This is a genomic window from Chryseobacterium indologenes (genome assembly GCA_016025055.1).
GTDB classification, from domain to species: Bacteria; Bacteroidota; Bacteroidia; order Flavobacteriales; family Weeksellaceae; genus Chryseobacterium; species Chryseobacterium indologenes.
The window spans coordinates 3787715-3802110 of record CP065590.1 but is presented as its reverse complement, the minus strand read 5'-3'; the positions used below and the strand labels follow the sequence as shown (position 1 = coordinate 3802110).

Annotated in this window: 8 protein-coding genes and 1 pseudogene; 8 read left to right on the top strand and 1 reads right to left on the bottom strand. The window is 38.8% G+C overall.

From position 1 onward, the window contains the following. Positions 1 to 7: 7 nt before the first annotated feature. Positions 8 to 2926 (bottom strand): TonB-dependent receptor, encoded by a 2919-nt coding sequence (locus H3Z85_17465; protein ID QPQ51115.1) that lies wholly within the window; start codon positions 2924 to 2926, stop codon positions 8 to 10. A gap of 175 nt (positions 2927 to 3101) precedes the next feature. Here H3Z85_17465 and H3Z85_17460 point away from each other — a divergent pair, with 175 nt between their 5' ends. The 8 genes and pseudogenes from H3Z85_17460 (at position 3102) to H3Z85_17425 (ending at position 14392) form a co-directional block, all read left to right on the top strand. Further along, complete coding sequence (locus tag H3Z85_17460) at positions 3102 to 4295, top strand: MFS transporter (protein QPQ51114.1); 1194 nt, start codon at positions 3102 to 3104, stop codon at positions 4293 to 4295. 16 nt (positions 4296 to 4311) lie between these two features. Further along, complete coding sequence (locus H3Z85_17455; protein ID QPQ51113.1) at positions 4312 to 5100, top strand: NUDIX hydrolase; 789 nt, start codon at positions 4312 to 4314, stop codon at positions 5098 to 5100. Positions 5101 to 5228: 128 nt separating this feature from the next. After that, the gene (locus H3Z85_17450; protein ID QPQ51112.1) at positions 5229 to 6407 is read left to right on the top strand and encodes an acyl-CoA dehydrogenase family protein; all 1179 of its coding nucleotides are present in this window, start codon (positions 5229 to 5231) and stop codon (positions 6405 to 6407) included. A 160-nt stretch (positions 6408 to 6567) separates the two neighbouring features. Continuing rightward, positions 6568 to 8523 (top strand): T9SS type A sorting domain-containing protein, encoded by a 1956-nt coding sequence (locus tag H3Z85_17445; GenBank protein ID QPQ51111.1) that lies wholly within the window; start codon positions 6568 to 6570, stop codon positions 8521 to 8523. A gap of 321 nt (positions 8524 to 8844) precedes the next feature. Continuing rightward, positions 8845 to 9183, top strand: a complete 339-nt coding sequence (locus tag H3Z85_17440) for a hypothetical protein (protein QPQ51110.1) — start codon at positions 8845 to 8847, stop codon at positions 9181 to 9183. 77 nt (positions 9184 to 9260) lie between these two features. Beyond that, entirely contained in the window at positions 9261 to 11639 is a 2379-nt protein-coding gene (locus H3Z85_17435) for a TonB-dependent receptor plug domain-containing protein (GenBank protein ID QPQ53933.1), read from the top strand. A 20-nt stretch (positions 11640 to 11659) separates the two neighbouring features. Further along, entirely contained in the window at positions 11660 to 12880 is a 1221-nt protein-coding gene (locus tag H3Z85_17430; GenBank protein QPQ51109.1) for a DUF4876 domain-containing protein, read from the top strand. Then, positions 12881 to 14392, top strand: a pseudogene (locus H3Z85_17425) (hypothetical protein). The last annotated feature ends 4 nt before the right edge of the window (positions 14393 to 14396 follow it).

Sequence of the window (14396 nt, the reverse complement as noted above, 5' to 3'; positions counted from 1 at the left end):
TTAGGTATTAAAATTGAATATTTGCCCCTATCATAAATGTTCTGGCTTGCGGATAGTAAGCTCTGTCTACACCAATGATATCCTGCTCAGAATTATTTCTTCCCGCAATTTCAGGATCATAACCTGTATATTTTGTGAAGGTCAATATATTTTCTCCGGTTACAAAAAGTCTTACTTTATTCATTCCAAAGCGGCTCGTCACATCATGTGGAAGCGTATATCCCAGCTGAATAATCTTCAGACGAACATAATCCCCTTTTTGAAGGTAGTAGCTCGACATCCATGAGTAATTATGGTTGGGATCATTACGGGTAATTCTCGGATTATCGTTGGTGGAACCTTCTCCCGTCCAGCGATCCAAAATTTTTGTCTGGTAATTGGCATCCGGTAAATCCAATCGTCTTAAGCCCTGGAAAATTTTGTTTCCGGCCTGCCCCTGGGCAAACATCATGAAATCAAAGTTTTTATAATTCAAATTGATGGTAAGACCGAAAGTATATTTCGGAATAGAGCTTCCCAGATTTACTTTATCCTCTTCATCAATTTTACCGTCTCCGTTGTTGTCCTGCCAGATAAAATCTCCCGGCTTTGCATTCGGTAATAATTTGGTCCCGTTTGAGTTAACATAAGCATCGATTTGCGCCTGGTTCTGGAAAACACCGCTATAGGTTTGTCCGTAGAATGATCCGTAAGGTTGCCCTACAGCTACTCTGGATACAGCTCCCATCGTTTGAAAGGAAGCAAGATTAAAGTAGTCGATATCATCTTCTAATCGTAAAACTTTGTTTTTAATTGTTGCAAAATTTCCGTTCACTGATATTCCGAAATCATTCCAGTTCTTCTTAAAGCCCAGTTCAAGCTCTAACCCTGTATTTTCCATATCACCGACATTTGCCCAAGGTAATTCAGGTACTCCTACATAACCCGGGATATTTACTCTTCTGAGAATATCAACCGTTTTCTTTTTATACCAGTCTGCCGTTAACGTAAAATTGTTGAATAACTTTAAATCTGCTGCAATATTCAGCTGGCTGGTCTGTTCCCATTTAAGGTTAGGATTTTCCATTGTACTCGGCGCATATCCGATAATAATATTATTTCCGGAATTGGTATAATTGCTTCCTGAAACCATGAAACTGGCATATTGAAAGTTGGACATTTCGTCATTTCCTAATACTCCGTAACCACCTCTCAGTTTCAAATTATTAATGACTTTATTTTCCGGCCAGAAGTTCTCTTTATGGACATTCCACCCTAACGATAAAGAAGGGAATGTTCCCCAGTGCTTATTGGTAGCAAATTTTGATGATCCGTCTCTACGAATGGTACCTGTAAATAAATATTTATCGGCATAATCATAAATAATCCTCCCAAAATAAGATGCTTTACGGGTCTGAATTCCGTCCCACCCTGTTGCCGTAATATCATCCTGGGGAATCGTAAAATTGAAAGAGGCATCCTGCCAACGGTCAACAGGTAAATTGGTATATGTCAGGCTTGTACCTCCTGCAATATTGTACCGATAAACTCCCTGTCCTACCAATATACTGAAGTTGTGGTCTCCGATTTTATTCTGATAGGTCAACGTATTTTCCATACTCCACTCGAATTTATTTTCATCCACTTTATTCAGGCTGTTGAAGCTTGTATTGTTGTAATTGGGACTTAAATAATATTTCGGAGTAAAAGCCCGGCTTCCCCAATATGATTTTTTACCATTCAGGCTTGATTTAAAGGTAAAGTTTTTAAGAAACTTAAGTTCCGCAAAAACATTCCCTACAAAATCATCAGACCAGCTGTAATTTCCCTGCTGGATGTGGCGGAAAGCCTTTGGATTCGTCATTTCGTTATTCACATAACGGGAAATTCCATAAGGATTACCATTGGGGTCACGAATGATATAAGGATTGGTATAACCGCTTGGATCTACTGCAGACCAGTCTGTTACCACCACCGGAGTTGTGGGATCCAGATTCACTGCAGAAGCTAAAGGGCCTCCAAACTCTTCGTTAGCACTGATTCCCTGAGACTTGGTATGCGTATAGGCAAATGTCTGTCCTATGGTCAAATAATCTGTTACTTTATGGCTGGAATTGAATCTGGCATTGATCCTTTTGTAATAGGAAATGTCGCTCATTACAATACCTTTCTGATCAAAATATCCGAAGGATGTGTAGTAACTTGACTTATCATTCCCACCTGTAATACTTACTTCATGGGAAGATTTTTCCCCTGTTCCGAAAATGGTATCCTGCCAGTTGGTCCCTTGTCCCAATGATTGCGGGTTTGAAAATCTCGGTGCACCTCCGTCATTTACCAAACCCTCATTGATGATCTGTGCATATTGGGAAGCATTCAGAAGATCCAGTTTTTTAGCCGTATTTGAAACTCCGAAAAAACCATTATAAGAAAGACTCAGCTTACCTTTTTTCCCTTTTTTGGTTGTCACAAGAATTACTCCTTTTGCCGCAGAAACTCCATAAATTGCTGATGAAGCTCCGTCCTTCAGGACTTCGATACTTTCAATATCCGACTGATTAAGCCAGCCGATATTGTCTACCACAATACCATCGACCACCCACAGAGGGCTGTTACTTCCTGCCCCGAAACTGGTAATACCTCTCACACGCACTGTTGCCGGCGCTCCCGGCTGCCCGGAATTCGTCACTACAGAAACCCCTGCAGCTCTACCCTGCAATACCTGCTCCGGTTTACCGGCCGGAATGTTTTCGATGTCACTGGCCTTAATACTTGCTATAGCTCCGGTGACGTTACTCTTCTTCTGAGTACCATACCCGATCACTACAATCTCGTCTATTTTATTCTCTTTAGAAAGCGTGTCCTTCACCTTGGTCTGGGCACTGAAGTTGGCCGTAAAATAGAGGACAGCCACCAATCCTAAGCTTCTTGATATTCTTACATTCATATACAGTTATTGTTTAATTCTCAAAATGAGACAATAAAAATATATTTTTTTCATATAATTAACATTACATTCACAAATATTTTAATTTTTCTTTTATTTTTAAGGGTTAGAAGCCCTATCTTCGCATTAATATTTCATAAAAAATCAGAAAAAACTAAAAAAATACATCCCCAAAATGACCGCCAAGCTTTCCCGTATTTCACTTCCCCTTAAACTCACTTTTCTGATTTTTTCAATGGTTTTAAATTGTATGGGACTTATTATTCTGCAGCTTTCAGAAGCTAAAATAACCTATACCGAACTGGGATTGCTGGAATCATTTAAAGATTTGCCCATTGCCTTTATCTCTCTTTTTGCAGTAAGTTTCATCAATAAGACCGGAACTAAGAAAGCATTGATTCTGGCCTTGACGATCGTTGGATTTTGTTGCTGTCTACTGCCTTTTATTGCTCATTTTTGGTTTTATAAGGTTTGGTTTGCCATTATAGGAGCCTGTTTTGCCATTGGTAAAATTTGTGTCTTCGGGATTATCAGGAATAATATTTCGGATGAAAAAGCGCTGGCCAAAACGATGAGCAGTGTGGAGGCTTCATTTATGATCGGAATTTTTGTGGTGAACACAGGATTTGGCTGGCTGATTTCCAGTCGGTATTCTGAATGCTGGAAATTTGGTTTTTTGATGATTGCTGTTGTGTCTGCGGTTACCATATTTCTTTTGTCAAAATCTGAAATTTCTGAGTCGCAACCTCTGGAAAATAAAACTATATTTTCTGAATTATCAGGCTTTATGACTCCCGGAGTTGTACTGTTTCTGGCTGTCATCTTTTGTATTGTTTTTGTGGAACAGGGATTTAATTCCTGGCTGCCGTCTTTTTATAAAAACCATTTGAAAGTCAATTCATTCTTTGCTCTTCAGGCCACATCGTTTCTTGCTATATTTTCTTATGCAGGAAGAACCTTCACTGCTAATATTATCCGTAGATTTCCTTTACAAGGTTATTATATTTCGTGTATGGTTTTCATCATCTTTGTATTGGGTGTTATTTTGGGGATACAGTATTTCGGGGCTGAAGATTCAGGATTAATCCTTTTTTTGTTTCCGGTAGTTGGCCTGTTTTTATCTCCGCTCTACCCTGTCATCAATTCAAAAATGATTGCACAGGTTGGTAAGGATAAGGTTAACCTTTTTACTTCGCTTATCGTGATTTTTTCATCATTAGGCAGCTCAGTAAGTTCTATTATCATGTCTGTATTATTTGGGAAGCAACTTTTGAATTTTTATCCGTTATATATTTTAACATCTGTAATTCTTCTTTTTGTGATTAGTTTGATATATTTTAGCATCACAAAAAGAAAATTTAGAAAATAGTTTTATTTTTACAACCATGAAAATCAAAGACACAAAAAGTAAAGAAACACTTCAGGAACTGATAGACACCAAAGATTTTGTTGCCCACATATCAGTAGACTGTACCATATTCGGGTTTCATAACAATATTTTGAAAGTACTCCTTTTAAAGTATCATGACCTGGACTTATGGTCGCTTCCTGGCGGGTTTGTTTTCAACGATGAAGATCTTCGGGAGGCCGCAGAAAGAGTTTTATACGAAAGAACTCACCTGAAAGATTTGTTTTTAAAGCAATTTCATACATTTGGAAGAATAGACCGTACCGAAAACAATGTACATCAGATCCTTTTGAAAAACAAAGGAATAGAAGTTCCTGAAGATCACTGGATTTTTCAGAGATTCGTAACGGTGGGATATTGCAGTCTTATCGATTTTTCGATGGCGAATACTTTTCCTGACGCTTTTAATGAAAGCTGTGAATGGTTTGAAGTCAGCAAACTTCCAAAGATGGCTTTTGATCATGACAGAATTATAGAAACAGGTCTGGAATACCTGAGAATGAATATCAATACTGAAGTGGCAGCCAGTAATTTACTGCCAGAAAAATTTACCATGAAAGATCTTCAGTTGTTGTATGAGACGATCTTAGGCCAGAAATTCAGAAGAAACAACTTTCAGAGGAAGATTTTAAGCCTTAACATTCTGGACAGGCTGGAAAAACTTTATGATGGCTCAGCCAACAAAGCTCCTTATCTGTATAAATTCAAAAGCAAGGTTCATAATGCTACCCATCAGTATCCTATATCAAATGATGAGGAGGCTTAAAAGTGAGCATTTCACACTAAAAAGGAATAAAAACCCCTTATATCACTGAAAACCAACCGCAAGATAAGTTTTCAAAAAAACTTTCAGAACACCACGAAAAATGTTATTTTTAACAAAATCAAAAAATCATGTCATATTATCCTCTTACAAGCATCCCTGATTATTACGGAATTGATGCTTTACTTACTGAAGAACACAAACTGATCCGCCAATCTGTAAGAGACTGGGTTGAAAGTTTTGTAATGCCGCAGATTGACCAGGCAGCCCAAAATCATACGGATCTTCCAGGTCTTATGAGAGAATTGGGTAAAATCGGGGCACTAGGTCCTTATATCCCTGTTGAGTATGGTGGTTCAGGATTAGACCAGATTTCTTACGGTCTGATTATGCAGGAGTTGGAAAGAGGAGATTCTGCAGTACGTTCTGCGGCTTCAGTACAGAGCTCTTTGGTGATGTTCCCGATCAACGAATTCGGTTCTGAAGAACAGAAAAAGAAATATCTTCCAAAGCTTGCTGCAGGAGAAATGATCGGATCTTTTGGATTAACTGAGCCCAACCATGGTTCTGATCCTGGTTCTATGGAGACATATTTTAAAGATATGGGAGATCATTATCTTCTGAATGGTGCTAAAATGTGGATCACCAACTCTCCTCTTTGCGATATTGCTGTAGTATGGGCAAAAAATGAAGAAGGAAAAGTGCAGGGATTAATTGTTGAAAGAGGTATGGAAGGGTTTACCACTCCGGAGACTCACAATAAATGGAGCTTACGAGCTTCCAAAACAGGAGAGCTGGTATTCAATGATGTAAAAGTTCCGAAAGAGAACCTTCTTCCGGGAGTTACAGGAATGAAAGGGCCTTTATCCTGTTTGAATTCTGCAAGATATGGAATTTCATGGGGAGTGATCGGTGCAGCGATCGATTGTTATTGTACTGCCGTTCAGTATTCCAAAGAGAGAAAACAGTTTGGAAAACCAATCGGATCCTTCCAGCTTCAGCAGAAAAAGCTTGCTGAATTCTTAACGGAAATTACCAAAGCTCAGTTACTATGCCTTCAACTCGGAAACCTTAAGAATGATCACAAAGCTAGTCCGGCTCAAATTTCTATGGCCAAGCGTAACAACGTGAAAATGGCTATTGACATTGCACGCGAGTCGAGACAAATTCTCGGAGGTATGGGAATCATGGGTGAATTCCCAATGATGAGACATGCTGCCAATCTGGAGTCAGTAATTACTTATGAGGGTACTCATGACGTTCATTTGTTAATCACCGGTTTAGATATTACAGGAATTAACGCCTTTTAACTCAAACTAATATAGATAAAAAGAGTCTGGTCATGTGATCGGACTCTTTTATTTTATTCACTTTCCTGAGAAATTATATTCAGTGAATAATTATTAATATGATAATATTCTTCAACTTTCATTAAAAATATTATCTTGAAGTCATCAAAAGGATGACAATATGAGAAAAATTACATTTTTTTTACTAAGTATTACAGCTCCATTTTACCTTGCACAGCAGGCAGGAGACCTTGTAAGTGCAGAACAAAAACTAGATCTGACGCCACAGGGAGTAGCTAATTTTATTGCCAATAATCTGGGTGAACAAAATGCTCCGGATTTTGTAAGCTACCTGAATAGTTTTAATATCGGTTTAAAAGGATATAAAATAACTTATTACACCAAAAATGAGAACAATATCCTTGTAAAAGCAACCGGCTTACTTATGTTTCCCAATGTAGGTTATAAACTGTCGACCGTAGTATCTGATCACGGAACAACCGATAGCAGAAATAACGTTCCTTCCAATTTTAAGGGAGCTCTAACTGCCGGTTTCGTTGTTGAGCTTTCTTATGTCCTCAATGGTTATATTCTCATGGCTCCTGACTATGTTGGAATGGGAACAGGAGAAGGCGTTCACCCTTATGTAGATTATGCTACTGAAGCCGGTGCTACCATTGATTTTGTAACTGCTGCCAATAAAGTTTTAGCCCAGCAGGGAGTAAAAAGGTATGATGAATATTTCCTGACCGGCTATTCCCAAGGGGCTCATGCTGCTATGTCGACGATCAAAATGCTGAATACTGCGAATCCTACCCATCTCAAATTCAAATATGCTTATATGGGCGACGGACCGTATGACATGTCAGAAACCACCTTAAAAAAAGGGGTCTTAGAGAAAGATATTTATCCGTTTACCGCTTTCCTGGCCAATGTTCTTCATAGTTGTAATAATACAGGATTCAGAACATACAACAATAATATTTCAGAAGTTATTTCCGCAGAATATTTGGACCGCTATACCTATCATGTTGTTCAGGATAACGGGGGGCTGTTGTGGGGCCCAGTCATATGGAGAAAGCTTTTTACCAATATCTTTATCAATGAAGTGACCAACAATCAAAATCATGTGTTCAGACAATGCCTGCAACCCAAGGATGTATACAACTGGTACAATAAAACCCCGATGACTCTCGGGCATTCGACAGTTGATCTGGCTATTCCCCCGGAAAATACTTCTAAAACAATTGATGTGCAACGAGGATATTATCCGTGGTGGGATCTGAACAAATATAAACTCGAGGCTTTTTATTGGGGACCTTTAGGTCATGTGGGAGGCATTGTACCGTTTGTGCTGGCTTCCAATGCAAAATTCAATAGCTTAAGGAGTGGCGGCCTTCTCAATCAATGGGCGATTGCGGGATCTATTTTTGGAAAGAAAGCATCTGATGTATCTTCAGAGATCAATCCTTTATCTTCTTCCCAGATTAAGCCCGACCTTGGAAATATGCAGTTAGTGGAAATTACAGATTTCAATAAAGAAAAGGCAGCCGGAAGATCTGCTGTTGACCGAAATTTATCTGCTTTGAAAGATGGAGTTTATCTGCTTAAAGTTACGGAGAACAATGAAAATAAAATGATTCCGTACATCAAAAGTACTCCGACAGTCATTGAGGAGAAAGAAATCGTACAATCCGAAAATAATGATCTTTTAAAATTAAAAATTGATCAGGAGGAGCTTTCAGCCATCAACATTTTTGATCAGAACAAAAATTTACGGGCTAGTATTTCAAAGGAAAAATATCTGGAAACAGGAGGAATTGATCTGAAATCGATTGATCATCAAACATATACATTCGAAGTGGTGACTCCGTTTTATAATCTTCAGTTTAATAAAGCTGTGGGTACTCTGTCTCCGGAAAACAATGCAGATATTTTTGCACAAAATCATCAGATCAAGGCAAAGGCAGCCAACGGTATTAAAAACATTAGCATCTACAGCATTTCAGGAGTGTTGGTACGCCAACATGAAGTGAATAAGGACCAGTTTGAATCAGGAAACTTAGACTCAGGAATTTATGTAGTTCAAATGATTTTAAACAATGGTAAAACAATTAATAAAAAGGTAAAACTTTAGACCTTAATCCATCTTCATATAAATCATTTCAAGTTAATTTTGGGCACTCCGTTACTGGGAGTGCTTTTTTGTTACGGGTTTGCTCCACAAAATAACTCTAAAAAATTAAATTGGAAATAAATCGACAACCAAAACAAAGAAAGGCAAAAAAAACCATTGATAACGAACATTTTACAAACATTAAAACTGCTTCACACCATTTAATATTTCAATCTTGATACACAGATTTAAACTGATTTTTATCAACTATTTTAAATTATTCTAAATAAAATTAGATATCTATTCCCAGGGCTCCTAATTTTGCCGAAAGAATAATGCACGATGGCAGACCATGCTCAATACCTTCCCTCCAGATCTCAATTTTTTACTTTTTTATTTTTCTTTATTGCACTGACGACCGTTAATTCTCAGGAAAGATCCGTATCTGTTTTCATTGAAGTACAGGATTCCCACTCCGGCCCCCTTAAAGATTATGAAATCTTTCTTTCGTCCGGCAAGAAGAAGTATTCGATCCTTTCCAATGAAAAAGGGTTTGCAGCAGTACATCTTAGTCCGGGAGAATATGCCATAGAAATACGTAAAAAGGTAATGTTCAATATTCCGGAAAGATACAGGTTACCCAACCTGATACTTTTAAGTTTTCCCTTAAGGAGAATGTGAATAATATTGAAGAAGTGATTATTACGGCAAAAGAAAGCAAAGGATTGACCTCATCATCTGTTATCAGTCAACGTGCGATGCAGCATTTACAGCCTTCCAGTTTCACTGACCTTCTGGAATTGTTACCGGGTGGAAGATCCACAGACCCAGTCATGAATCAGGTCAATAAAATAAGCCTTCGGGAAACAGGAAATCCCGGCAGCGATTACAATACGTCTGCCATGGGAACGACCTTTCTGGTTGACGGTGCGCCTTTAAATTCGGGAGCCAACCTTCAATATACCTATGATTTTACAGATAAGACCAATACCGGTTTAAAAAGGAGATTGAACATCACAAGCGGTGTAGATATGCGCAGTATTTCAACGGATCAGATCGAAAAAGTAGAAATTCTTCGAGGAATTCCTTCTGTAAGGTACGGAAATCTTACTTCGGGAATTGTGAAGATCACCAATAAATCAGGACAAACCAGATGGAATGCAAGATTTAAAGCAGATGGTTACAGTAAACTTTTTGCAGTAAACAAGGGTTTTGAAAATAAAGATAAAGACCTGAAAATCAACCTCGGCATTGATTATTTAAATGCTAAATCTGATCCAAGGGACCGATTGGAAAATTACAAGAGAATCACAACAAATTTTGCTTTGGTTAAAGAAAAGAAACATGATCATGGAAATTCCAGATGGCAAGCCAATCTTAGCTACACAGGTTCTCTGGACGGATCAAAATCTGATCCCGATATAGATTTGTCAGAGCTCAATTCATATGAAGTCAATAATCACCTCTTCAGTCTTTCCAACCTTTTCACCTACACCAAAAATGAGCCTTCATTTTACAGATCAACGGAAGTTCAGGCTACCATCAATCAAAGGTTGGATAAAATAAAACAGACGAAATTCATCCAGCTGGAAAATGCCACTGCTTTCCCTTTATCAAGAACGGAAGGAGAATATGACGGCTATTATCCGGAAGCACGCTATATTTCTGATTATATCGTGGATGGAAAACCTTTGGATCTGTTCGTTAAAATGATCAATACCTTCCGGTTTACCGTTACATCAGTAAAAACAGAGATCAATACAGGGTTTGACTGGCAACTGAGTAAAAACTGGGGACAAGGGCAATTATTTGACATCTACAAACCTATTGACCCCAAATCTACGTTCAGGCCAAGAGCATATCGTGATATTCCCGCTTACAGTACTGGAGCGGCCTTCCTCGAGACCATAAGCGCTGCAGATATAGGAAAGCATACGCTTACATTAGCTCTCGGACTACGGGGTAATTCTATGATGAATATCCCTTCCTATTTCAAAATGCATGGAAAAGTGTATGCAGATCCGCGGGTCAATCTTCAATGGAACCTTCCTTCATTTACCCTTCTGAATCAAAAGTCACAACTTGCACTGACCCTTGGTTATGGTAAACAAAGTTTATTCCCTGACCTCAATCTTTTATATCCTGAACTTATTTACAAAGATGTTCAGCAACTTAATTATTTTCATGACAATCCCAATTACAGAAGAGTCAATTATAAAACGATGATCTACAACCCACAGAATCCTGAAATAGAACCTGCCGTGAATGAAAAATTTGAAGCAAGATTAGATTTCAACCTGGGATTACATCAGTTGTCAGTCACTGTTTTTAAGGAAAATATGAACAATGCATTCCGTTCCATGAACGAATATGCGGTGTATCAGTACAAAAAATACGATACATCAGGGCTTGATCATGGCAGCATAACTTCTCCGCCGGATGTCGATGCACTTCCCTATCAGAATATTAACGAAAACTTCATCTATTCTGCTCAACGAAACGGCAGTACCATTGATAAGGAAGGAATAGAATTTCAGTATTCTTCAAACAGAATTCCGAAAATCAATACCCGTTTTACCCTGAACGGAGCATGGTTCAAAACCCGGTACGGAAATAGCCTTCCCGTATACAGAGGTCATGATATATCTATCAACGGAAAACCTTATCCTTATCTCGGGCTGTATGATGGAATGGAACCCAACTCTGTAAACGAAGTTCTGAATACCAATCTGATGCTGGACACTTACATCCCAAAGCTGGACCTGATTTTTTCTTCCTCTTTTCAGTTTTCGTGGTATTCTATGAGAAAACTCGATCCCATGAGCGGTGTACCGAGTCATTATGTGGATCCCAACGGTAATATTTATCCTTTCCATCCTGAGACCGCGAAGGGAACTCTTCTTGAAAGATTGATCATCGCTCAGAATAATGATCTGTACAATGCCTCGAGAAGACCTATGGAAATGAATCTTAACCTCAAGGTAACAAAAAGCTTCCGGAATAAAGCAGTTGTAATTTCAATGTTCGCAAACAGGCTGTTCAGTTACTATGCGCCTTACAATATCAATGGGTTTACCATCAACAGGAAGGGCGCTCATGATCCTTATTTCGGGATGGAAATCAATTTCAATTTATAACAATTTAAATTTTATACGTTATGTTAAAACATTTATTAAGAACACTATTAGTATTGTGTGCTGTCGTCAGTCTTGCAGCATGTTCATCTGATTCCGACGCACCGGAATCTCAGGCACAAACCACCCTGCAACTGGAATTTAAACTGACTCCCGACAATATTCAGGTTAAAGAATATAAGCACCTTAAGATCAGCTTTAAAGAACTGAACAGCGGGTTTAGTACCAGCCGGGAACTTACCAATACCAATGTATTGAAAACTGTTCTTCCTACGGGAACTTATACCATTTCAGTGGAAGGAAGCATTGTATATTCTGATGATTCGGGAACCATTGAAGGTAAAGTGGGAGGTCTGCAGACCGGTGTCGTTGTCAATGGTAATGAACAAACTAAGACCGTGGCTATTTCATTGAAAGCGGGAAGTGGGGATCTGATCCTGGAAGAAGTATTTTTTACAGGAACAAAAACACCGCAGGGAGCTATGTACTTCGGTGATCAATACTTTAAAATTACCAATAATACAGATCAGATTTTATACGCTGACGGAATGTTGTTGATTCAATCAAGTTTTATGACGAATGAGAAACAGGATTACAGCCCCAATATTATGACGACTACCTTTTCTGCCGGGGCAATCATCAAAATTCCGGGAACGGGACAGACATATCCGGTAAAACCGGGAGAATCTATTATCATTGCTGAAGATGCGATCAACCATAAAGAATTCAATCCGTCGTCCATCAACCTTTCACAGGCTGATTTCCAGATATTCAAGGAAGATTCTGATGATATCGACAATCCTTTAGTTCCAAAAATGATGAATGTCTTTGAAAAAATGGTCATTCATACGCAGGGATATTACGCCTACGCTTTGGCCCGCATGCCTCAGGGAATGACCAATGAGGCGTTGATCAGCCAGAATACATACACTTATACTTACAATCTTACATTTGGAGGTGATGTCTATCCTATGGACGGAACTGCGGTTAAAATTCCCAATGAATGGATCACTGACGCTGTCAACCTAAGCGTACAGGATTCTTTTCAATGGCTGGTAACCTCTCCTTCCCTGGATATGGGCTGGACTTCCGTGGCTTCTTTTGACGGCGATAAAAACCGTTTTGGAAAAGCTGTCCGCAGAAAAGTGATCGGAAAAACAGCAGAAGGCAAAAACATCTTAAAAGACACCCATAATTCTACAGTAGATTTTGAGCATGGTGTAAAACCTTCATTATTCAATTAAATGAAATATTTCCTACCCGTCTCTGCTCTTTTGTCATTCATAACCTCATCCCTTCATGCACAGATCAATGACGGCATCATTGAGAAAGTACATGAGGAATATAGCTGCGAACGGCTGTTTAAAGATAAGGTTACGGTAAATCCCTCCAACACTCTGGGAGCCAGAAAATACAGTATCACCACATTCAGCCTGTTTTCAAAAAAATAATGATACGCCTAACGAGATTCAGCAAAAAGGAAAAGGAAGTAATTTGTGGGGTGCGGAGGCCCGTACCCTGCAAATTCTAAATCCTGAAACAGTAGTTTGGGGTCATGCATCCTATTCTCAAGGTAAAAATAAAAGGGTAATATGGAATGAGAATGCCGATTATGACCTCATCTACCCTTACGTAGCCGCAGACAGTGTGGGAGGTGATCTTAGGTTTGAGAATTATATATTTTCAGGAGGATATTCAAAGGCATTACACTCTTTCACCGTTGGGATTACCGGGAACTACAAGGCGAGTCTAAGCTATCGTGATGTGGATCCAAGGCCTAAAAATACAACGGCCAGTTTCTCCCTAGCTTTGGGAGCCAATGCTTTGGTGTTTCAAAAATTTAAGGTCGGAGCTTCCCTGAATGCAGAAAAATATACGCAGAAGCACTACCTGAGCTTTGTCAGCAATCAAGGCTTCCCGATGATATACAATATGAGCGGATTGGGCAATTATAATGAATTGCTTTCCGGAAAGCTTCGGCAGGCCTATTATGAAGGCTGGTCATACGGAGCTGAGCTCCAGTTATTTGAAGCCGAAAACAGAAACTGGTATCTTTCAGCCGGAATCAGAAAATTCAGTCTCGACAAACTTCTTACCGAGTATGCGGATCTGAATGCGTCAAAAATTAATGAACAGCAGCTTACTTTTTCAGCAGGAAAATTTTTTAAGCAAAATAAGATATCCTGGGGCCTTTTTCTGGATGGAAGCCATACTGAAAGAAAGGGAACCGAGAATCTTTTTTAAATGAAAATTCAAGGAATTATATCCGGATAGGCTCTGTAGAAAGATACAACCACCAGATAACGAACGGGATTTTTAAAGGACTTCTCCAGATGGAAAACGCTCATGTAAAATCATCTTTATTGCCTTTTGTAGGCTTTATACGGGAAAATGAAAAGTACAACAATCCGTATTCAAGTATTGCCCTCAATAAACTTATGTATGGCGCAGACTACCAATGGCTGAAGACCTTTGACAGCAATCTTGCTCTTTCGGTTTCTCTTGGTGTTTCTGTAACGGATGTATATAAGAAAAATGCGGTTTTTAATAATTCCGGTAAAGCATCCATTAATCAGATGCTGCAGGAAAATTATCACTATCAGTCATCAGACTTTTGGCAGGCTAAGCTTGACATTAATTTTCATTTCAACTTTCCGGTTATAAAGAATGCGTATGTAGGAGGAAAAATGATGTACAGCAACTTTAACAATAGCAGTAATATGCTGTTTTCAGCCACCATAGGAGGCATTTTTTAAATTA

Bases quoted from the DNA above. Each gene is read 5' to 3' on its own strand.
- H3Z85_17440 (QPQ51110.1), top strand. From the start codon at position 8,845: ATGGCAGACCATGCTCAATACCTTCCCTCCAGATCTCAATTTTTTACT.
- H3Z85_17450 (QPQ51112.1), top strand. From the start codon at position 5,229: ATGTCATATTATCCTCTTACAAGCATCCCTGATTATTACGGAATTGAT.
- H3Z85_17430 (QPQ51109.1), top strand. From the start codon at position 11,660: ATGTTAAAACATTTATTAAGAACACTATTAGTATTGTGTGCTGTCGTC.
- H3Z85_17455 (QPQ51113.1), top strand. From the start codon at position 4,312: ATGAAAATCAAAGACACAAAAAGTAAAGAAACACTTCAGGAACTGATA.
- H3Z85_17465 (QPQ51115.1), bottom strand. From the start codon at position 2,926: ATGAATGTAAGAATATCAAGAAGCTTAGGATTGGTGGCTGTCCTCTAT.
- H3Z85_17445 (QPQ51111.1), top strand. From the start codon at position 6,568: ATGAGAAAAATTACATTTTTTTTACTAAGTATTACAGCTCCATTTTAC.
- H3Z85_17460 (QPQ51114.1), top strand. From the start codon at position 3,102: ATGACCGCCAAGCTTTCCCGTATTTCACTTCCCCTTAAACTCACTTTT.
- H3Z85_17435 (QPQ53933.1), top strand. From the start codon at position 9,261: ATGCAGCATTTACAGCCTTCCAGTTTCACTGACCTTCTGGAATTGTTA.